The sequence below is a fragment of the Tabrizicola sp. genome, from assembly GCF_031377265.1.
In the GTDB taxonomy this organism is placed as follows: domain Bacteria; phylum Pseudomonadota; class Alphaproteobacteria; order Rhodobacterales; family Rhodobacteraceae; genus JAUYQR01.
Genome location: NZ_JANMET010000074.1, coordinates 1 through 18,730, shown reverse-complemented (window position 1 = coordinate 18,730; position 18,730 = coordinate 1). Strand labels below are relative to the sequence as shown.

The 18,730-nt window shown below is 63.1% G+C and carries 22 protein-coding genes; 12 read left to right on the top strand and 10 right to left on the bottom strand.

Annotated elements, in window-relative coordinates; all coding sequences use genetic code 11:
* Positions 1 to 52 precede the first annotated feature (52 nt).
* Positions 53 to 577, bottom strand: coding sequence for a DUF2867 domain-containing protein (locus RMO18_RS04235; protein WP_309664117.1), 525 nt, complete (start codon positions 575 to 577; stop codon positions 53 to 55).
* A gap of 162 nt (positions 578 to 739) precedes the next feature.
* Here RMO18_RS04235 and lepA point away from each other — a divergent pair, with 162 nt between their 5' ends.
* Together lepA and RMO18_RS04225 are read left to right on the top strand one after the other, a co-directional pair.
* Positions 740 to 2,539, top strand: coding sequence for a translation elongation factor 4 (gene lepA / locus RMO18_RS04230; RefSeq protein ID WP_309664116.1), 1,800 nt, complete (start codon positions 740 to 742; stop codon positions 2,537 to 2,539).
* Between the two features lie 36 nt (positions 2,540 to 2,575).
* Complete coding sequence (locus tag RMO18_RS04225; protein WP_309664115.1) at positions 2,576 to 3,727, top strand: hypothetical protein; 1,152 nt, start codon at positions 2,576 to 2,578, stop codon at positions 3,725 to 3,727.
* 29 nt (positions 3,728 to 3,756) lie between these two features.
* On the opposite strand, the gene RMO18_RS04220 is transcribed toward RMO18_RS04225, so the two are convergent.
* The 5 genes from RMO18_RS04220 to RMO18_RS04200 form a co-directional block, all read right to left on the bottom strand.
* Positions 3,757 to 4,014, bottom strand: a complete 258-nt coding sequence (locus RMO18_RS04220; RefSeq protein WP_309664114.1) for a type II toxin-antitoxin system RelE/ParE family toxin — start codon at positions 4,012 to 4,014, stop codon at positions 3,757 to 3,759.
* Positions 4,011 to 4,286 carry a type II toxin-antitoxin system Phd/YefM family antitoxin gene (locus RMO18_RS04215; RefSeq protein ID WP_309664113.1) on the bottom strand — a complete coding sequence of 92 codons (276 nt, stop codon included), beginning with the start codon at positions 4,284 to 4,286 and terminating at the stop codon, positions 4,011 to 4,013. Before RMO18_RS04215 ends, RMO18_RS04220 begins: the two co-directional genes overlap by 4 nt.
* A gap of 92 nt (positions 4,287 to 4,378) precedes the next feature.
* A complete protein-coding gene (locus RMO18_RS04210) occupies positions 4,379 to 4,525 on the bottom strand; it encodes a hypothetical protein (RefSeq protein ID WP_309664111.1) in 147 nt (48 codons plus the stop codon).
* A gap of 109 nt (positions 4,526 to 4,634) precedes the next feature.
* Positions 4,635 to 4,778 carry an entericidin EcnAB gene (locus RMO18_RS04205; protein ID WP_309664110.1) on the bottom strand — a complete coding sequence of 48 codons (144 nt, stop codon included), beginning with the start codon at positions 4,776 to 4,778 and terminating at the stop codon, positions 4,635 to 4,637.
* A 60-nt stretch (positions 4,779 to 4,838) separates the two neighbouring features.
* Complete coding sequence (locus RMO18_RS04200; RefSeq protein ID WP_309664109.1) at positions 4,839 to 5,345, bottom strand: BrnA antitoxin family protein; 507 nt, start codon at positions 5,343 to 5,345, stop codon at positions 4,839 to 4,841.
* A gap of 141 nt (positions 5,346 to 5,486) precedes the next feature.
* Here RMO18_RS04200 and RMO18_RS04195 point away from each other — a divergent pair, with 141 nt between their 5' ends.
* Positions 5,487 to 5,777, top strand: coding sequence for a hypothetical protein (locus tag RMO18_RS04195; protein WP_309664108.1), 291 nt, complete (start codon positions 5,487 to 5,489; stop codon positions 5,775 to 5,777).
* 30 nt (positions 5,778 to 5,807) lie between these two features.
* Positions 5,808 to 6,761, top strand: a complete 954-nt coding sequence (locus tag RMO18_RS04190) for a phosphoribosylaminoimidazolesuccinocarboxamide synthase (protein ID WP_309664107.1) — start codon at positions 5,808 to 5,810, stop codon at positions 6,759 to 6,761.
* 2 nt (positions 6,762 to 6,763) lie between these two features.
* Here the strand turns inward: RMO18_RS04190 and RMO18_RS04185 are convergent, their stop codons facing one another.
* Positions 6,764 to 7,180: an Hsp20/alpha crystallin family protein gene (locus tag RMO18_RS04185; protein ID WP_309664106.1), complete on the bottom strand. Its 417-nt coding sequence runs from the start codon at positions 7,178 to 7,180 to the stop codon at positions 6,764 to 6,766.
* Positions 7,181 to 7,371: 191 nt separating this feature from the next.
* Here RMO18_RS04185 and RMO18_RS04180 point away from each other — a divergent pair, with 191 nt between their 5' ends.
* Together RMO18_RS04180 and dtd are read left to right on the top strand one after the other, a co-directional pair.
* On the top strand, positions 7,372 to 8,295 hold the full coding sequence (locus RMO18_RS04180) for a carbohydrate kinase (protein ID WP_309664104.1): 924 nt from the start codon (positions 7,372 to 7,374) through the stop codon (positions 8,293 to 8,295).
* Positions 8,292 to 8,735: a D-aminoacyl-tRNA deacylase gene (gene dtd, locus RMO18_RS04175; protein WP_309664103.1), complete on the top strand. Its 444-nt coding sequence runs from the start codon at positions 8,292 to 8,294 to the stop codon at positions 8,733 to 8,735. The genes RMO18_RS04180 and dtd overlap by 4 nt, the downstream gene beginning before the upstream one ends.
* Before the next feature lie 10 nt (positions 8,736 to 8,745).
* On the opposite strand, the gene RMO18_RS04170 is transcribed toward dtd, so the two are convergent.
* The 3 genes from RMO18_RS04170 to RMO18_RS04160 form a co-directional block, all read right to left on the bottom strand.
* A complete protein-coding gene (locus RMO18_RS04170; RefSeq protein WP_309664102.1) occupies positions 8,746 to 9,267 on the bottom strand; it encodes a hypothetical protein in 522 nt (173 codons plus the stop codon).
* Positions 9,268 to 9,373: 106 nt separating this feature from the next.
* Entirely contained in the window at positions 9,374 to 11,266 is a 1,893-nt protein-coding gene (locus RMO18_RS04165) for an acyl-CoA synthetase (protein ID WP_309664100.1), read from the bottom strand.
* Positions 11,267 to 11,378: 112 nt separating this feature from the next.
* Complete coding sequence (locus RMO18_RS04160) at positions 11,379 to 13,163, bottom strand: ABC transporter transmembrane domain-containing protein (protein ID WP_309664098.1); 1,785 nt, start codon at positions 13,161 to 13,163, stop codon at positions 11,379 to 11,381.
* A 163-nt stretch (positions 13,164 to 13,326) separates the two neighbouring features.
* Between RMO18_RS04160 and RMO18_RS04155 the strand changes: the two genes are divergently transcribed.
* The 6 genes from RMO18_RS04155 to RMO18_RS04130 form a co-directional block, all read left to right on the top strand.
* A complete protein-coding gene (locus RMO18_RS04155) occupies positions 13,327 to 14,007 on the top strand; it encodes a haloacid dehalogenase type II (RefSeq protein WP_309664096.1) in 681 nt (226 codons plus the stop codon).
* On the top strand, positions 14,004 to 14,822 hold the full coding sequence (locus tag RMO18_RS04150) for an alpha/beta hydrolase (protein WP_309664094.1): 819 nt from the start codon (positions 14,004 to 14,006) through the stop codon (positions 14,820 to 14,822). The genes RMO18_RS04155 and RMO18_RS04150 overlap by 4 nt, the downstream gene beginning before the upstream one ends.
* Positions 14,819 to 15,787 carry a threonine/serine dehydratase gene (locus RMO18_RS04145; protein ID WP_309664092.1) on the top strand — a complete coding sequence of 323 codons (969 nt, stop codon included), beginning with the start codon at positions 14,819 to 14,821 and terminating at the stop codon, positions 15,785 to 15,787. Before RMO18_RS04150 ends, RMO18_RS04145 begins: the two co-directional genes overlap by 4 nt.
* 3 nt (positions 15,788 to 15,790) lie before the next feature.
* Positions 15,791 to 16,576 (top strand): 3-oxoadipate enol-lactonase, encoded by a 786-nt coding sequence (gene pcaD / locus RMO18_RS04140; RefSeq protein ID WP_309664091.1) that lies wholly within the window; start codon positions 15,791 to 15,793, stop codon positions 16,574 to 16,576.
* A 111-nt stretch (positions 16,577 to 16,687) separates the two neighbouring features.
* On the top strand, positions 16,688 to 17,917 hold the full coding sequence (locus RMO18_RS04135) for a TCR/Tet family MFS transporter (RefSeq protein ID WP_309664089.1): 1,230 nt from the start codon (positions 16,688 to 16,690) through the stop codon (positions 17,915 to 17,917).
* A gap of 130 nt (positions 17,918 to 18,047) precedes the next feature.
* Positions 18,048 to 18,730, top strand: a 683-nt coding sequence (locus tag RMO18_RS04130; protein WP_309664087.1) for a mandelate racemase/muconate lactonizing enzyme family protein, incomplete at its 3' end; no start/stop codon positions are given.

Sequence of the window (18,730 nt, the reverse complement as noted above, 5' to 3'; positions counted from 1 at the left end):
GCCGTGACCGCCACTTCGCCGCAGGCAAGGGGCTGTGATTGAAAAGCTCCGGTCAGGCCGCTCGCTGCATGCGTCCAAGCATTGCAGCGACGATCCACTTATGCGCAGGGGCCACGGGCAGCATGTAGGCCCGGCCAAAGGCGTTATGCGTGATGACGGACGCCGTGATCCCCACATCGGTCGCCGGGCCGGCAGGCGTGGCAGTGATGCTGATCATCACGTCCAGATGCCGGTCGCGCGCGGTCAGCACCAGGGCGCCATCGCGCACATCCTCGACCAGAAAGAAATCCAGCTTGCCACCTTTGGTGACGGTCTGACGTGTCCCGGAAAACCCCCCAATCCTCGCTACGCCGAACCGCGCCGATATCGCATCGCGCAGCCAGAATGCCTGCCGCAGGCCGGGGATCGGTCGCGCCATCATCAGCCGCCAGATATCGGCGGCAGTATGGCTTCCGGGCACGGTCGTGCGGCCCTGATGCAGAAAGGCCAGGCGCTGTTGCGGTGCCACGATCACCGCGCCCTGCGGATAGCCCAACGGCGCGGGAAAGGCCGGGGCGAACGTTGCCTGATCGTCCATCGCCGTAGACTCCGTCGCTGAATTGCTGCACGTGCACAATAGCGGTGTTGCCCCGTGGCAATACGCGGCATCGTGACGCATCGCGCGCCATTCCCACGGGGTGGCTTCACGGTCCGTCGCCCCCCCTTTCCCGGCCCTGTCCTTCACGCTATACGCACGCCCATGACCCAGCTTGATCTCATCCGCAACTTCTCCATCGTGGCCCACATCGACCACGGTAAATCCACCCTCGCCGACCGGCTCATCCAGATGACCGGCACGGTGGCTGCGCGCGATATGAAGGCGCAGATGCTCGACAGCATGGATATTGAACGTGAACGCGGCATCACGATCAAGGCCAACACGGTGCGGATCGAATACCCGGCCAAGGATGGCAAGACCTATATCCTGAACCTGATCGACACCCCCGGCCATGTCGACTTCGCCTATGAGGTCTCCCGCTCCATGCGCGCTGTCGAAGGCTCGCTTCTCGTCGTCGATGCCTCTCAAGGGGTCGAAGCGCAGACCCTCGCCAACGTCTATCAGGCGCTGGATGCGGGCCATGAAATCGTCCCCGTGCTGAACAAGATCGACCTGCCCGCGGCCGAACCCGAACGCATCCGCCAGCAGATCGAGGACGTCATCGGCCTCGACGCCTCCGATGCCGTGCTGATCTCCGCCAAATCCGGCCTCGGCATCCCCGACGTGCTGGAGGCCATCGTCACCCGCCTCCCCGCCCCGAAAGGCGACCGCGACGCGCCGCTGAAAGCGATGCTCGTCGACAGCTGGTACGACGCCTACCTCGGCGTTGTCGTGATGATCCGCGTGATGGACGGCGTGGTCCGCAAGGGCGACCGCGTCCGCATGATGCAGACCAACGCCGTCTACGGCATCGACAAGCTGGCGGTCCTGAAACCCCAGATGGTCGATATCGACGAACTTGGGCCCGGAGAGATCGGCATCCTCACCGGCTCCATCAAGCAGGTCCGCGACACCCGTGTCGGCGACACCATCACCCATGAACGCCGGGGCTGCGACGCTCCGCTCCCCGGTTTCAAACCCGCCCAGCCCGTGGTTTTCTGCGGCCTTTTCCCCGTCGACGCCGCCGATTTCGAGAACCTGCGCGAGGCGATCGAGAAACTCTCGCTCAACGACGCCAGCTTCAGTTCCGAAATGGAAACCTCCGCCGCCCTCGGCTTCGGCTTTCGCTGCGGCTTTCTCGGCCTCCTCCACCTCGAGGTGATCCGCGACCGGCTCGAACGCGAATACGACCTTGATCTCATCACCACCGCCCCCTCGGTCGTCTTCCACCTGCACATGAAGGACGGCGAGGTCCGCGATCTGCACAACCCCGCCGACATGCCCGACCTGACCTACGTCGATCACATCGACGAGCCGCGCATCAAGGCCACCATCATGGTCCCTGACGAATACCTCGGCGATATCCTGAAGCTCTGCCAGGACCGCCGCGGCATCCAGCTTGACCTCAGCTACGCCGGCTCCCGCGCCATGGTGGTCTATGACCTGCCGCTGGCCGAAGTGGTGTTCGATTTCTATGACCGGCTGAAATCGATCTCCAAGGGCTATGCCTCCTTCGACTACGTGATCTCGGAATACCGCGAGGATTTTCTGGTCAAGATGTCGATCCTGGTCAACGACGAACCCGTCGACGCCCTGTCGATGATGGTCCACCGTGATCGCGCCGAAGCCCGCGGCCGCGCGATGGTGGAGCGTCTTAAAGACCTGATCCCCCGCCACATGTTCAAGATCCCGATCCAGGCGGCGATTGGCGCGCGTGTGATCGCGCGCGAGACGCTGTCGGCAATGCGCAAGGACGTGACCGCCAAGTGCTACGGCGGGGATGCCACCCGGAAGAAGAAGCTTTTGGAGAAGCAGAAGGCGGGTAAGAAGCGGATGCGCCAGTTCGGCAAGGTGGAGATCCCGCAGGAGGCGTTTATTGCGGCGTTGAAGATGGATGGGTAGTGTGCTCTACTTCTGCGATAATGGATTGAGGTAGAAATGACTGAATCCGCCGCAGAGAAAAAGAGAACTCGCGTGAACCGGGCATTTCCGGCGTCAGTCTTTTCGGAGTCTTTGGAATTCGTTAAGAAGATTTACGATGTAGGAAGTGGACAAGCCGTTCGTCGACTCACGCTGTTTGATCAGCTCGGCAAGTCTGCTGACAGTGGGTCAAGTCGCCAATGGATCACAAATTCTGCGAAGTATGGATTGACAAAGGGAAGCTACGCTGCGGAATACATTGAGATCACGGATTTGGGTCTTAAAGTTGTTGGTCATAACGTTTCGGCGCGAGAACAAGAGAGGGCCAAGATCGAGTCGGCGATTACTTCAATACCTCCTTTCAATAGTGTTTATTTGACGCTTGTCGGGAATAAGCTACCCGCCACAGCAGTTCTAGTGGACAAAATCAAAGAATTTGATGTTACTGCAGATTCAGCCGAAGAGGCAGTTGATACACTTATAGTTAACCTGAGAGACGTTGGTCTTCTAAAAACCTTGTCAGGGGCTGAGCGCGTCATCTCGCTTGATATGAGGCTAGATGAATTACCTAGCAAGCAAGAGCGGGTATTGCACGCATCGACTGTGGTCGGTGAACCCACAAGGGATCGGCCCGAAGTATTTCACCCTGTGATAACCGCAGACCGCGCCGACTATGAAACTACAGCATTTTACATTTCTCCGATAGGAGAGGACGGTAGCGACACTAGGCGGCATGCTGATCTGTTTTCTGCCTCGGTTGTTGAACCTGCATTGGAGCAGTCCAAACTCAAGCTACTTCGAGCCGATGGCATTGATACTCCTGGTATCATTACGCGCCAGATTCTGGACTACATTATAAATGCGAGGTTGGTAATAGTGGATCTCTCGTTTAGTAATCCAAATGTATTCTATGAACTGGCAATTAGGCATCTAATGCGTAAGCCAACGGTTCAAATAATGCGATCAAGAGACAGGATTCCGTTCGACATAAATCAAAGCCGAACCATTAAGATTGACGATTCGGACATTTACACGTTTGTACCAAAGCTCCCCGTCTATATAGCGCAGGTTTCGGCGCAAATCAGGCAAGCTCTTGAGAACCCCGATGCTGTTGACAACCCAATTTCAATTTACTTTCCAAATTTGTCCGCGACCATAAAACAACAATAGCAAGCGTAGGGTGGGTGCCACCCCACCCCCTACCCATAAACCCCACCCCTCACACCCACCCGCACCACAACCACCACCAGCCGTCCGTCCTCGATCCGGTAGACGATCCTCCAATCCCCCACCCGCCATTGGTCGCTCTCGCCGGCCAGCTTCAGGCACCCTGACGGGCGTGGGTCGTCCCCGAGGTCGTAGATCGCACGCAAAAGCCGGGCTTTCAGAACCCGGTCCTTGACCTTCGCCAGTTGCTTGTCGGCTGCGGGCGCGACCTCAACGCGAAAACGACTCATTCAGCGGCGGTCTGTGCGGCGTCTTCGGCCATGATCTCTTCGATGGTCCGTGCTGCGGTCGGATTTGCCAGATACTCCGCGTAAGCCTTATCCCCCAGCCGCGCCAGCTCCGCATCTTCCAGCCGCTCGTAATACGCCATCGCCTCGACCGAGATCATCACCGCCACGGCCTTGCCATGCTTCTTGATCGTCACATCCTCATGCCCGTGTTGGACCTTGCCCAACAGGTCGGCAAGATTGTCCCGCGCTTCCGATACCGTGACTTCGATCATGGCAGTGTCCGTTTCTTACAAAATGGCAGAAACGGACCATATGTCATGTCTGTACGAAAATCAACCTCACCTCACCCGCTGCTCGGGCGAACTTAAAACAACCCATCCCCGCCCTGATCCTGCTCGATCACCTCGTCGGCGACCACCGCTCCGGCGCCGCCGATCAGCAGCGGGGCGCAGGCGGTGAGGGTGGTGACGGCCAGCAGTACGGCGACGGCTTTCCAGAGGGTGATCTGCATGAAACTCATCCTTATGTGGCGCGGGAAAGGCCCGGGCGTCCTGATGGCAGGCTAGCGTGGGGCGGGCGGGCTGCATAGTGCGGGCCGCATCACCCCATGGCGGATCGGCTCAATACCCCGACTGCGTTTCTTGCGACTGCTGGGTGATGACCTTGCCCGCAGTGGTCAGGTCGCGCCCCGCGCCCTGCACGGTTTCGCAGGCGGCGGTGGTCAGCAGCGCAAGCAGCGGCAGCACAATGGCGGCGTGATTCATCGGGTGATCCTTTCGACGATTGCCTTGGGCAACGCGCCAGCATGCCACCGGGTTCCCGCCTCAGCGCAGCCTGATGTCCACGCCGGCCCCGTCCGGCAGCCCGTCCTTGGCGTGGCGCTTTTGCATCGCTTCCACCCAGCGCGCCCGCAGCGCCTCCGGGGCGGCGGGGCCGTCATCCTCCCACGTCTCGCCCAGCGCCCGCGCCATGTCGCCGAAGGCCGGTTTGTCGCCGTCATGGTCCTCCTGGCGCTTGCGGTGGTGGTTCGTCGTCTCCGCCCCCCGGATCAGCCCCGCCAGCCGCGCATGCATGTAGCTTTTCAGCACATCGTTGATCCGCGGCCCATACCCCTCGCCCATCGACCGGAAGAACCGCAGCACATCCGTCTCCAGCGCCAGGTTGACCCGCTGTTTCGCGGTGCGGGGGGTGGCGCGGGCGATCTCGTGCCACGCTTCCGGGATGCGCCCGGTCAGCTCCACGGTGTTGTGCAGGTCCCATTCCAGACGGCGCATCACGTCCATCATATAGGTGCTGTGGGCGGTCTGCCGGGGGGTCTGTTTGCGGGGCATGGCGATCTCCTTTGTGGGCAGTTTTGCGCCGAGGTCTTAACGGCCCGCAAACGCAGCGCGCGTGGAGACGCAAGGAAGACGGAAAGAAGACGCGCCGTAGACGTTAACCCCCCGTTAACCCTGAGCCGTCAGACTGGGGTAATGAAAGCCCTTATCCCCTTGATATTCCTCACCGCCTGCGGCGCGTCAACGGCCCCGGAATTCTTTGGCGGCACCAAGACCGAGGTGACCCGCGACGGGCGCAATTACGTGGTCATCCAAAAGGCCGAACGCGTCGAAGTGATCCGTCTGGGCTATGCAAAACGCGGTGAACACCAGGCAATCCGCGCCACGATGATCGAGTTGATACCCGAGGTAACCGGTTGCAAACTCACGGAATCCTCGCTGCAGGGCGATAGTGGAGAGGTGCGCGGCTCGCTCAACTGCCCTTGACAGGCGCGCGTGCGGCGGCAACAAACCCGCATGATCCAGCGCACCCTCCCCCATGCCCGCATCCCGGACCTTCCGAACCCCTATTTCGGCAAGGTGAGGGACTGCTACGATCTTGAAAACAATACCCGATTGCTGATTTCCAGTGACCGGATCTCGGCCTTCGACCAGATCCTCGCGGTGATCCCCTGGAAGGGCCAGGTGCTCACCCAACTCGCGCGCTACTGGTTCGACCACACCGCCGACATCGCCCCCAACCACGTGATCAGCTACCCCGATCCCAACGTCGTGCTCGGCAAACGTGTCACCATCCTGCCGGTGGAAATCGTGGTCCGCGGCTATCTTGCCGGCACCACCTCGACCTCGATTTTGACCCAATATCGCAAGGGCTTACGCCAGATGTACGGTCACACCCTGCCTGGCGGGCTGCGCGACAATCAGGCGCTGGCGCAGCCGATCATCACCCCCACCTCGAAGGCCTTCGACGGTGGCCATGACGAGCCGCTGACGGCGGAGGAGATTATCCGCACCGGCCTATTAACCAGACAGCAATGGGATGAGGTTAGTGAAAAGTCTTTGGCGCTGTTTGCGCGCGGACAACAGATGGCGGCAAAACGCGGGTTGATCCTGGTGGACACCAAATATGAATTCGGAACCGAGGCTGACGGCACCATCCTTCTGGCCGACGAAATTCACACGCCGGATTCCAGCCGCTACTGGTTGGCGTCCGGTTACGATGCCGCTTTCCGCGCAGGCACCCGTCCGCCCAGCTTTGACAAGGATGTCATCCGCAGCTGGGTGGCCGCACGCTGTGACCCCTACAAAGACCAGATCCCCGAGATACCCTTTGAAATGATTGAGAAAACCTCAAAGGTCTACATCGATGCGTTCGAGGCCATCACAGGCCAGAAATTTCACCCTGACACCAGTGGAGACACCCCGCTCGCCAGGGTTCGGGCCAATCTGAGCCGCTACTTCACCGCCTGAAGTCAGCCCTTCGCAATCGGAACCCGCTTGGCCGCCGCTGCTGCGGCTGGTCGTTTAGGGATCGTGACGGTCAATACTCCGTCTTTCATCTGGGCCTTCACGCCTGCGGGGTCAGCATCCGCAGGCAGCCGGAAGGATCTGCTGAAACTGCCGAACTGGCGTTCGCTGAAATACCACGTCTCGCCCTTTTCTTCACGCGACGTCTTCTTTTCACCGGTGATCTGAACCAATCCATCCTCGACCGAAAGATGAATTTCGTCTTCGGAAACCCCGGGAAGTTCCATCGATATCCGATAGCCGTCGTCGCCGTGCGACGCTTCGGAGGCCGGGGCCAACCAGTCGGCGAGCCTGGAACCCGCCAGCCGGAACGGATCGTAGAGCGAGGGCCAGAAGCCACTCGCAGATGACTTTTCAACCATTGGAACTCTCCTTTCCAGAGTTTTCGCGCACGCCCTCAGCATCGCTTGGATCGATGGGGCCTGCCTTGACGCCGATCAAACTCAGGCATGCTTTTGCGGCCAAAACCCGATCAACCCGCTCCCGCATCGTGATGTTTGCGCTCACAGTGTGGCGTGTTCTAAAGTCCGCCTGAAACCAATAGGACGCGACAATGATTCTCAGCTGCGGTGAAGCCCTGATCGACATGTTGCCGCGCACCTCCACGCTGGGTGAAGCGTGTTTTGCCCCCTATGCGGGTGGCGCGGTGTTCAACACCGCCATGGCGCTTGGGCGGCTCGGCGCGCCGTCGGCATTTTTCTCCGGCGTTTCCAAAGACATGCTTGGCGATGTGCTTGCTGATACGCTGCTGGCGTCGAATGTGGACATCTCGCTGTGCGCCCGGTCTGAACGGCCAACGACGGTGGCGTTCGTAAAGCTGGTGAATGGCCAGGCCACCTACGCATTCTACGATGAGGGCACCGCCGGGCGCATGCTGGCGGAATCCGATCTGCCGGTTCTGCCCGATACCACCGAGGCGCTGTTCTTTGGCGGCATCAGCCTGGTGAACGATCCCGCCGCGTCAACCTATGAGGCACTTCAAGCGCGGGAATGCGGGGCGCGCGTGACAATGATCGACCCGAACATTCGCCCCGGCTTTATCGCGGGCAAGGAGGTCCCCTACCGCGCGCGGATCGACCGGATGGTGGCACGCGCCGATATCGTAAAGCTGTCAGATGAGGATCTGCACTGGCTGACTGGCGCGGGAGATATGCTGTCACTGGCACGGGCGATCATCGCAAAGGGGCCGAAGATCGTGTTCATCACCGAAGGGCCCAAGGGCGCGCGTGCGATCACCGCGTCGCAAGACCGGTTCGTGGCGGCAGCGCTGGTCAAGGTCGCGGATACCGTGGGCGCGGGCGATACGTTCAACGCCGGCGCGCTGGCTGCGCTGCATCAGGCCGGGATGCTGACCAAGGCCGGGGTTGCAAGCGTGCCGGATGCGGTTCTGGACGCAGCACTGTCGCTGGGCACCCGCGCAGCGGCGATCACGGTCAGCCGTGCCGGGGCCAACCCGCCCTGGGCGCATGAATTGTGAGAGCGGTTGTCCAGCGCGTCACCGAAGCTTCGGTTACTGTGGCCGGTGAGGTTGTGGGCGAGATTGGCGCCGGTTTCCTGATCCTCGTCTGCGCGATGGCAGGGGACGGCGCGACCGAGGCTGCAAAGCTGGCCGTGAAAGTGGCCAAGCTGCGGGTGTTTCGCGATGGGTCAGACAAGATGAACCTGTCTCTGCGTGATATCGGCGGCGCTGCCCTGGTGGTTAGCCAGTTCACCCTTGCCGCCGATCTGCGCGGCAATCGTCCGGGCTTTTCCACCGCCGCCTCACCGGAAGGCGGCAAGCGGCTTTACGAGGTGTTCAGCGCCACTCTGGCAGGTGAAGGGGTGCCGGTGGCCAATGGCGTGTTCGGGGCGGATATGGCGGTTCGCTTGGTCAACGACGGGCCAGTCACCATCTGGATGGACACCGACGCGCTATGACCGATCCGCTTTAGTTGAACGGGTTGGCAGATTGCCCTGACAGCACGTCGCCGCATTGGATCAACGCATCGATCGACGCGCTGGAACCGGAAAGCGAATAGTTCTGCACATCCGATCCGTCATCAGCCCGCAGGTACAGTCGGCTGCCTCGGGCCACTTCAACAATGAAGTCCACGCCTGCACGGCTGTCAGGCAGGTTGAACAGCACCGAATTCTGGTAAAGCTCGGCGTTGTTCAGGTTCCATGGTGCGCGCCGGTCGATCTGTACTTGCAGGTTGGCAGTGGTGCCTTCGGCAAACTGCCAGGCGGTGGAATAGAACTGCAACTGCACCGACTGATCCGGGAAGGTCCAGACCGAGAAGCTTTCCCCCGGCGCTGACACCTCTGCCACGCAGCCGAGCGAGCCGTCATCCCACCCCACAATTTCAACCTTCCAGTGCTTGTGCGAAAACAGCACCTCTGACTGCTGGGCCATTGCAGAACCGGCAAACCCCATCATGACGGCTGCCGCCATTGCGATCCGTGACATCATTTCAACCACCCCGATTAACCTTCCCAAACCCACTTTTCGCGCGGGAACGGGAACGAGGCAAATGAAACTTGTCGTCATGTTGCCGGTAATCGGCGAGAAAGCTGGATCAGGCGGCCCAATCCCACGGGTTGTTGAACTGGCCCAGGACACTGCTGACCTTGGCATCGTCGACAGCGCCGGATTTTTCCAGCCTTGCGACCAGCCCGCGTTTCTTGTCTTCCACCACAGCGGCGACCCGCGCCGGGATGCCTGCTTCGGCCAATGCCGCGTCATAGATGCGCGCGATGGCCAGTTTGCGCAGATCAGGCTTGAAGATCTTGCCAACGGCGGTCTTCGGCAGTTCTGGCAGCACCTCGACATACTTCGGTTGGGCGGCGCGTTCGTTGATGTGATGGGTGGCATAGGCCATCAGCTCGTCGACCGAGGCACTGGCCCCGGCGATCAGCTCCACGTAGGCCGCAGGCAGTTCGCCCGCATGCGCATCGGGCTGGCCGATGGCGCCGACAAAGGCAACCGCCGGATGCCCCATCAGCGCCTCTTCGATCAGCGCGGGGTCGATGTTGTGGCCGCCACGGATGATCAGGTCCTTGGCGCGCCCGGTGATGAACAGATAGCCGTCGCCGTCCAGCCGCCCCAGATCGCCGGTCTTGAGGAACCGTCCGTCGGCAAACAGCTCGCGGTTCTTGTCCGCCTCGGTGTAGGTAGAGCCTTCGAACACGCCGGGGCTGGAGACGCAGATTTCCCCCACCTCATCCACCGCGCATTCGCGGTAGCCGATGGCCCCCTGACTGGTCAGGATGCGGACGCGCGTGTACGGGAAGGGCAGGCCGACCGACCCGATCTTCTTGCTGCCGCCGGGCGGGTTGATGGCGACAAGACAGGTGCATTCGGTCAGCCCGTAGCCCTCGATGATCTGCACGCCGGTGGCTTTTTCAAACCGGTTGAACAGCTCAATCGGCAACGGAGCCGAGCCGGAGATGGCGTTGCGCAGGGTCGATACATCGGCATTGATCGGGCGCTGCATGATGGCAGACAGCGCGGTCGGCACGGTGATCAGATAGGTCACTTTCCAGCGCTCGATCAGCTTCCAGATGTTGTCCATCACCCCTTCGCCACGGTAGCCCTGCGGCGTCGGGAACACGACATGCGCGCCCGCCATGATCATCGACATCATCACCGGATAGGCCGCCAGCACGTGAAACAGCGGCAGCGGGCACAGCAGGACATCGCTTTCCTTGAACAGCAACCGCGACCCGATCCAGCCGTTGTAGACCATGCCCGACACCTTGTGCTGGGCGACCTTTGGCATGCCGGTGGTCCCGCCAGTGTGGAAATAGGCGGCCACGCGGTCTTCGGTCACATCGGCAAAGTCGAGCCGGTCCGCCCGCATCTTTGCCATCTCAACCCGGAACGATTTGACATCGGCCTTGTGGCTGATCGGGTTTTTCGGGCGGATCAGCGGCACGATGAATTTCTTCGCCCCGCCAAGATAGCGCAGCAGGTCCACCTCCAGCACGGTCTTGACGCCGGGGGCAAATTTCACCGCTTCGGCCACCTTTTGCGGCAGATCCGTCTTGGGGAACGCGCGCACGGTGACCACAACCTTCGCCTTGGTTTCCCGCAGGATGGCGCTGATCTGCTCGGCCTCCAGCAGCGGGTTGATCGGGTTGACGATCCCCGCCACCGCCCCGCCAAACAGCGTCAGCGCGGTTTCCAGCGCGTTCGGCATGACATAGGCGACAACATCCTTTTCGCCGACCCCAAGCGCGCGAAACATGTTCGCGACCTGGGTGACCTGGCCGTGCAATTCGCTCCATGTCACGGTTTCGGATTTCGTCGTCGGGCCTGACAGCAACTGAAAGCTGATCGCCGGGCGGGCACCATGCCTGTCGCGGGCACGGCTCAGGAATTCATACATCGATCGCGGCATTGCGCGTTCAGCCCAAGGCATTTCGGCCTCGATAGCCTCCAGGTCCGCGAGTGTCGCGAAAGCGTCCATTGTATCCTCCCCTTAGTGCCCCCTTTTTTGCGGAGGCTTCAGACGAAGATGGGGTGCCGGAACGGGTTTGCCAAGTGTGTTTGTCACGCGCCCAGGGGCAACAAACGCAACGTCAAACGGCGCCGTCGGTGAACTGCAACCGCGCCAGACGGGCATAAAGCCCGCCTTCCGCCACCAGCGCGTCATGCGTGCCGATGGCGGCGATGCGGCCCTTGTCGAATACCACGATCCGGTCCGCACGCTTCACCGTTGCCAGACGGTGCGCCACCACAATGGTCGTGCGGCCTTCGGACAGCCGTTCCACCGCAGCCTGCACTGCGCGTTCGCTTTCCGCGTCCAGCGCCGATGTCGCCTCATCCAGCAGCAGCAGTTTGGCGTCGCGCAGGATGGCGCGGGCAATCGCCACCCGCTGGCGCTGTCCGCCAGACAGCATCACGCCGCGTTCGCCAAGATAGCTGTCATAGCCCTGCGGCAGCGCCAGCAGGAAATCATGCGCCGCCGCCGCATGCGCCGCCGCTTCCACTTCGGCATCGCTTGCGTCGGGGCGACCAAAGCGGATGTTTTCCCGGGCCGAGGCGGCAAAGATCACCGGATCCTGCGGCACCAGCGCAATCACCGACCGGAAATCCGCCCGCGACATCGCGGTCAAGGGGATCCCGTCCAGCGTGATCCAGCCCGATTGCGGATCATAAAACCGCATCATCAGTTGCAGGATCGTGGTCTTGCCAGCCCCTGAAGGGCCGACCAGCGCCACGGTTTCGCCGGGCCGCACCGTCAGGCTGATCCCGTTCAGCGCCGAAGTTTCCGGGCGCGCCGGATAGCGAAAGGTCACATCCTCGAACGCGATCTCGCCGCGCGCTGGGCGGGGCAGGGGCACCGGGCGGGCAGGGTCTTGCACCGCGTCATCGGTGTTCAGCAGTTCCACCAGCCGTTCGGTGGCACCTGCGGCACGCTGCAACTCGCCCCAGATTTCCGACAACGCACCCACTGCACCCGCGACCATGATCGCATAGATGACGAACTGGATCAGCTCTCCCACCGTCATCGCATCGGCCCGCACATCACGCGCGCCGATCCACAAGACGCCGACTATGCCGGTAAAGGTCAGAAAGATCACGATCACCGTCATCACCGCGCGGGTGCCGATCCGGGTCTTGGCAGACGTGAACGACTTCTCGGTCACAGTCGCAAAATCGGCGCGGGTCTGGTCTTCGTGGGTAAAGGCCTGCACCGTTTGCACCGATGACAGCGCCTCCGACGCCGACCCGGACGACGAGGCAATCCAGTCCTGATTTTCCTTCGACAACTGGCGCAACCTGCGTCCCAGCACGATGATCGGCACCACGATCGCCGGCACGATCAGCAGAACCAGCCCGGTCAGCTTGGCCGAGGTCAGGAACAACATCACCAGCCCGCCCATCAGCATCAGCACATTGCGCAGCGCCACCGAGACCGACGACCCGATGACCGACAGGATCAGCGTGGTGTCCGTGGTGATCCGGCTCAACACCTCACCGGTCATGATGCGCTCAAAGAACGCCGGGCTCATCCCCAAGACCCGGTCAAACAGCGCGCGGCGAATGTCGGCCACCACGCGTTCACCAAGCCGGGTCACAAGGTAATACCGCAATCCCGTTCCCAGCGCGAGAAGTGCGGCAATACCAAGTGCCGCCGCAAAGTACTGGTCCAGCAACACCGCGTCGCCGAGGTTGAAGCCGTCAACCACCCGGCGCACCGCCAACGGCAGCACCAGGCTGACGCTGGCCGTCAACACCAGCGCCAGCAGCGCCAGCACCGTGATCCCGCGATAGGGCCGCATAAACGGTGCCAATCCGCGCAGCGCGCCGACCTGCTTGGATTTTGGGCGGTCCTCGAGGGTACCGTTGGTGTCGGTCATGCTGCCGGTCTCCTTGCCGGACGTGACTTAAGCTTAGGCTGCGCCCGCTACAAGCGTTTGAATGCCGCGCCACCGGGTTCGGCGATGTGGCTCGGGTCCCCCCCTTTCCACGCCCGCCCTGCCGTGCCACGGTGCGCACAACCGGAGAGAGAGACGCCCGCCCATGCCGCACCGCAAGACCGTGGTCTTTGATGCCTATGGCACGCTGTTTGACGTGGCGGCCAGCGCACGGCTGGCGGCGGCGCAACCGGGCGGCGAGGCGCTGGCGGATCACTGGCCCGCCCTGGCCGAGATCTGGCGTCGCAAGCAACTGGAATACAGCTGGTTGCGCACCCTGATGCAGGCGCATGCCGACTTCGCCGAAGTGACCGCCGACGCACTGGATTATGCGCTTGAGGCGCTGGGCCTACACGACCGCACACTCAGGGCGCTGTTGTTGGCGCTGCATGACCGGCTGCCGCTTTACCCCGAAGTGCCGCAGATGCTGGCCACTCTCAAATCACGCGACCTGCGGCTGGCCATCCTGTCGAACGGCACGCCGGGAATGCTGGCTTCCGCGATGGCTTCGGCGCAGATCACCGACGCAATCGAAATGGCCATCTCGATCGAAGATGCGGGCATCTACAAACCTGCCGCCGCCGCATACGCCTTGGTCGAGGCGCGTCTGGGCGTGGCCCGCGACCGCGTTCTCTTTGTTTCGGCCAACGGCTGGGATGTTGCGGGCGCTTCGCGCTATGGCTTTGCCACGGTCTGGGTAAACCGCGCGGGGCTGCCGATGGACCGGCTGCCGCACGGGCCAAATCACATCATACCCGACCTCGCGCGCCTGCCGGTGATCGTATGACGGCGTTTCTGGCGGCTGACGGCTGCGCGCTGGCCTATTCCGATAAGGGTGAGGGTCTGGCCCTGCTGTGCTTGCCCGGCCTGACCCGGACGATGGCCGATTTCGATTATCTCATGCCGCACCTGCCGCCCTGCCGGGTGATCCGCATGGATTACCGGGGTCGGGGTGACAGCGGCTGGACTGGCGCCGAAACCTACACCGTCGCGCAAGAAGCCAAGGACGCGCTGGCGCTCCTGGATCATCTGGGCGTGGCGAAGGCTGCGATCCTTGGCACGTCGCGCGGCGGGCTGATCGGGATGCTGCTGGGCGCGGTCGCGCGGGATCGGATGCTTGGCCTGTGCCTGAACGACGTCGGCCCGGACATCGCCCGCGCGGGACTGGCGCGGATCGCCGACTATGTCGGGCGCACCCCGGCGGGCAGGACCTATGCCGACTATGCTGCCCGTCTGTCGCGCAGCCCGGGGTTCAGCAACGTGCCCGACAGCCGCTGGCTGGATGAGGCGCGCAGGCTTGCGGTCGAAACGCCGGACGGCCTGCGCCTGCGCTATGACCCGGCCCTGCGCGACGCATTCGTGAAAGGCTTGGATGGGCCGCCGGTGGACCTCTGGCCGATGTTCGACGCGCTGGCCGGCCTGCCGCTGGCGCTGATCCGCGGTGCCAACTCCGACCTTCTTACCCCGCAGACGGCCGCCGAAATGCTGCGCCGCCGCCCCGACATGATCTTTGCAGAAGTGCAGGGGCGCGCGCACATCCCGTTCCTCGACGAACCTCAGTCCCTCGCGGCGATCCACGCCTTTCTTAAGGCCCTGCAATGACCGACATCACCCGGATCGAGGCCGCCGCTGCCCGCCTGCAAGGCCACGCCCGCCTGACACCCCTGCTGAACGCGCCATTGCTGGACCGGATCGCCGGGAGGCGGGTGTTCATCAAGGCCGAAAGCCTGCAACTGACCGGCAGTTTCAAGTTCCGCGGCGGCTGGGCGGCGCTGTCCGCTCTCGCGCCAGAGGTCCGGTTGCGCGGGGTCATCGCCTTTTCTTCCGGCAACCATGCGCAGGGGGTAGCCCTGTCTGCCGCCCGGCTCGGCGCGCCTTGCGTGATCATCATGCCCACCGACGCGCCCCAGGTCAAAATCGCCAATACCCGTGCTTACGGTGCCGAAGTGGTGCTGTATCGGCGCGGGCAGGATGACCGCGACGCCATCGGTGCCCAACTTTCAGCTGATCGCGGCCTCACGCTGATCAAACCCTACGACGACCCCGAGGTGATTGCCGGGCAGGGCAGCGTGGGCCTCGAAATCGCGGCCCAGTCGGCAGACGCCGGGGTAGGGGCGGCGGACGTGGTGGTCTGTTGCGGCGGCGGCGGGCTGTCGACCGGGATCGCGCTGGCGCTGCAGTCGCGCGCGCCGCAAATGCGCGTCAGAACCGCCGAGCCTGCCGGTTTTGATGACATGGCCCGCTCGCTTGCGGCCGGGACGCGGCTTGGCAACCCGGCGGCCACCGGCTCGATCTGCGACGCGATCCTGACGCCGACACCGGGGCTTTTGACCTTTCCGGTGCTGCAACGGCTTGCCGGTCCGGGGCTTGTGGTCAGCGATGACGAAGCGATGCGCGCGATGGCACTGGCGTTTTCGCATCTCGGGCTGGTACTGGAGCCGGGCGGTGCGGTGGCCCTCGCGGCCTGCCTGTTCCGCGCCGACCTTGGCGACACCGTGGTCTGCACGGCCACTGGCGGCAATGTCGATCCGGACCTGTTTCGAACTGTGTTGCAAAGGTTTGGCTGAAGCATGGCACTGATCTATCTGGACGACCTGCGCCTGAACGCGGTCCTCGAAGGCCCCGCGTCTGCCCCACCCTTGGTGCTGATTCACGCGCTGGGCACCGACCTTACGCTTTGGGACGCGGTGCTCAGCCATCTGCCGCCCTTGCGCGTGCTGCGCTATGATTTGCGCGGCCATGGCCAGTCTGACGCTCCGCCCGCCCCCTATACCATGGGCGCCCTGATCCATGATTGCGAACGCCTGATCGATCATTTCGGCTTGAAGGATGCAGTGGTTGTCGGCCTCTCGGTGGGTGGCCTGGTGGCGCAGGGGCTGGCGGTAAAGCGGCTCGATCTGGTGCGTGGCCTCGTCTTGTCGAACACCGCGACACGGATTGCCACGCCCGATATCTGGGCCGAACGGGTGGCCTTCGTGCGCGTCAACGGCATCGCCGCAATCCTCGATCCGGCGATGGAGCAGACGTTCGGGCGGCGCTGGCGCGAGGCCGCAGGGATGCCCGCGATCAGGGCCTTGCTGGAAACCACCGATCCCGAAGGCTGGATGGGGGTGGCCTCGGCGGTGGGGGGCAGCGATTTCTACCAGACCACGGCCACACTTACCCTGCCCACGCTGGTGCTGGCAGGGGCGGAGGACGCGGCCACCCCACCCGACATGCAGCGCGAACTGGCCGACCTGATCCGTGGTGCCGACTTCCAACTGATCCGGCGCGCAGGTCATCTGCCCCCGGTCGATCAGCCCGCCGCCTTCGCCGCTGCCCTGACCGGGTTTCTGACCCGCATCGGCCATGTCTGACAAGCCCGTACATCCTTCGACGCGCTTTCTGTCCGGCTTGCACAAATCATGTTTTCTATGTGATCTAACGCACTCCTTCGCTGCACCGACTTGATCTTTTCGAAAGCTTCAATGGCCAACCCCCGCCTCGCCCTTGCCTTCATCCTTGGCACCGTCACGCTCGATGCAATCGGGATTGGCGTGATCTTTCCGGTGATGCCCGACCTTATCCGCGAGGTGACGGGGCTGTCGCTGTCACAGGCGGCCCTCTGGGGCGGCACCCTGGCCACGTCCTTTGCCGTGATGCAGTTTCTGTTCGGCCCCTTGATCGGCGCCCTGTCAGACCGGTTCGGTCGCCGCCCCGTCCTCCTCCTGTCGCTCGTTGTGATGGCGTTGGACTATCTGGTGATGGCGCTGGCCTCGACGATCTGGCTGCTGCTTGCCGCCCGCGTCGTCGCGGGGATCACGGCCGCCACTTTCTCTACCGCCGCCGCCTACATCGCCGACATCACCCCTCCCGAAAAGCGCGGCAGCCGCTTTGGTCTGATCGGCGCAGGCTTTGGCGTGGGTTTCGTGCTGGGCCCGCTGATCGGCGGGCTGCTGGCCGGGATCGACACCCGCGCGCCGTTCTATGTCGCCGCCGGTCTGGCCACGGCCAACCTGTTCTTCGGCTATTTCGTGCTGCCCGAAACGATCACCGAAGCCACGCGCCGTCCCTTCAGCCTTGCCCGCGCCAACCCGCTCGGCGCGCTGCGCGCGGTCAGCCGCCTGCCCGGGGTGCGCCTGACGCTGGCCTGTTTTGTGATTCTCGGCATCGCGATGAACGTCTATCCGGCGGTCTGGGCCTATTACGGCCAGGCCCGCTTTGGCTGGGACAATGGCATGGTCGGTGTGTCACTCGCGGTTTACGGCGTGTCCTTTGCGCTGGGCCAGGCCTTGCTGGTCGGCCCGCTGATCCGCCGCTTTGGCGAACACCGCGCCGCGCATTACGGCATGTGGGTCAATGTCATCACCCTCGCTGGCTTGGGCCTCGTGGTCTCCCCCATCCTCGCGCTGGCGCTGACCCCGGTCACCGCACTTGGCGGCGTGGTCACCCCGGCGCTGCAAGCCCTCGCCTCCCGCTCCGCCCCCGCCAATGCCCAAGGCGAGGTGCAGGGCGTCCTGTCCAGCCTGAACGCCATCGCGATGATCACCTCGCCACTGATCATGACCTCCACCTTCTCGCATTTCACCCGGCCCGATGCGCCGATCTTCGCCCCCGGCGCACCCTTCCTGCTGGCTTCGGGCCTGATGCTGTGCTGCATCGCGCTGCACGTCCTCGGCCCAAAGATCTGGCCCCAGCAAGCGAACAAACCCGCCTGAAACGTCAAGAGATGTCGCAATCAGTGGGGTTCCATATCCCAACTCCGCATAGCTTGTCTTTGCACAAATACTCACGGGGGTGTGGGGGGCCGGAAGCCACCGCTGCCTCGCCAGATCGAAAGGCCACCCGATGAAGCTCAAGGACCTCGAGATTTTCGTCGTCGCCCCGCCGTTTCCGGGCTGGGGCGGGCGCTACTGGATCTTCCCGAAACTGACCACCGACACCGGCATCGTGGGCTACGGCGAATGCTATGCCTCCACCGTCGGGCCCAAGGCGATGCAGGCGGTGATCGAGGATGTCTTCGAACGCCACATGGCAGGCGAAAACCCCGAAAACATCGAACTGATGTTCCGCCGCGCCTACTCCTCCGGCTTTACCCAACGCCCCGATCCCACCGTGATGGGCGCCTTTTCCGGGCTGGAGATCGCCTGCTGGGATATCTTGGGCAAGGCGCGCAACCGCCCGGTCTGGGCACTCCTGGGCGGCAAGATGAACGACCGCATCCGCAGCTACACCTACCTCTACCCCGAGGCAGGCAAGGAATCGGCCGAATTCTGGGTCTCACCGGATGCAGCGGCCGCGGCGGCGATCCGCTTTGTCGACCAGGGCTTCACCGCGGTCAAGTTCGACCCCGCCGGCCCCTACACCATCCGCGGCGGGCACGAGCCGGCGATGTCCGACATCACCCGATCCATCGCCTTCTGCAAAGCCATCCGCGAGGCGGTAGGCGACCGTGCCGACCTTCTGTTCGGCACGCATGGCCAGTTCACCACCCCCGGTGCCATCCGCCTCGGTCAGGCGTTGGAGCCGTA

Coding starts and splice junctions, on each gene's coding strand:
- RMO18_RS04235 (WP_309664117.1), bottom strand. CDS start 577: ATGGACGATCAGGCAACGTTCGCCCCGGCCTTTCCCGCGCCGTTGGGC.
- lepA (WP_309664116.1), top strand. CDS start 740: ATGACCCAGCTTGATCTCATCCGCAACTTCTCCATCGTGGCCCACATC.
- RMO18_RS04225 (WP_309664115.1), top strand. CDS start 2,576: ATGACTGAATCCGCCGCAGAGAAAAAGAGAACTCGCGTGAACCGGGCA.
- RMO18_RS04220 (WP_309664114.1), bottom strand. CDS start 4,014: ATGAGTCGTTTTCGCGTTGAGGTCGCGCCCGCAGCCGACAAGCAACTG.
- RMO18_RS04215 (WP_309664113.1), bottom strand. CDS start 4,286: ATGATCGAAGTCACGGTATCGGAAGCGCGGGACAATCTTGCCGACCTG.
- RMO18_RS04210 (WP_309664111.1), bottom strand. CDS start 4,525: ATGCAGATCACCCTCTGGAAAGCCGTCGCCGTACTGCTGGCCGTCACC.
- RMO18_RS04205 (WP_309664110.1), bottom strand. CDS start 4,778: ATGAATCACGCCGCCATTGTGCTGCCGCTGCTTGCGCTGCTGACCACC.
- RMO18_RS04200 (WP_309664109.1), bottom strand. CDS start 5,345: ATGCCCCGCAAACAGACCCCCCGGCAGACCGCCCACAGCACCTATATG.
- RMO18_RS04195 (WP_309664108.1), top strand. CDS start 5,487: ATGAAAGCCCTTATCCCCTTGATATTCCTCACCGCCTGCGGCGCGTCA.
- RMO18_RS04190 (WP_309664107.1), top strand. CDS start 5,808: ATGATCCAGCGCACCCTCCCCCATGCCCGCATCCCGGACCTTCCGAAC.
- RMO18_RS04185 (WP_309664106.1), bottom strand. CDS start 7,180: ATGGTTGAAAAGTCATCTGCGAGTGGCTTCTGGCCCTCGCTCTACGAT.
- RMO18_RS04180 (WP_309664104.1), top strand. CDS start 7,372: ATGATTCTCAGCTGCGGTGAAGCCCTGATCGACATGTTGCCGCGCACC.
- RMO18_RS04170 (WP_309664102.1), bottom strand. CDS start 9,267: ATGATGTCACGGATCGCAATGGCGGCAGCCGTCATGATGGGGTTTGCC.
- RMO18_RS04165 (WP_309664100.1), bottom strand. CDS start 11,266: ATGGACGCTTTCGCGACACTCGCGGACCTGGAGGCTATCGAGGCCGAA.
- RMO18_RS04160 (WP_309664098.1), bottom strand. CDS start 13,163: ATGACCGACACCAACGGTACCCTCGAGGACCGCCCAAAATCCAAGCAG.
- RMO18_RS04155 (WP_309664096.1), top strand. CDS start 13,327: ATGCCGCACCGCAAGACCGTGGTCTTTGATGCCTATGGCACGCTGTTT.
- RMO18_RS04150 (WP_309664094.1), top strand. CDS start 14,004: ATGACGGCGTTTCTGGCGGCTGACGGCTGCGCGCTGGCCTATTCCGAT.
- RMO18_RS04145 (WP_309664092.1), top strand. CDS start 14,819: ATGACCGACATCACCCGGATCGAGGCCGCCGCTGCCCGCCTGCAAGGC.
- pcaD (WP_309664091.1), top strand. CDS start 15,791: ATGGCACTGATCTATCTGGACGACCTGCGCCTGAACGCGGTCCTCGAA.
- RMO18_RS04135 (WP_309664089.1), top strand. CDS start 16,688: ATGGCCAACCCCCGCCTCGCCCTTGCCTTCATCCTTGGCACCGTCACG.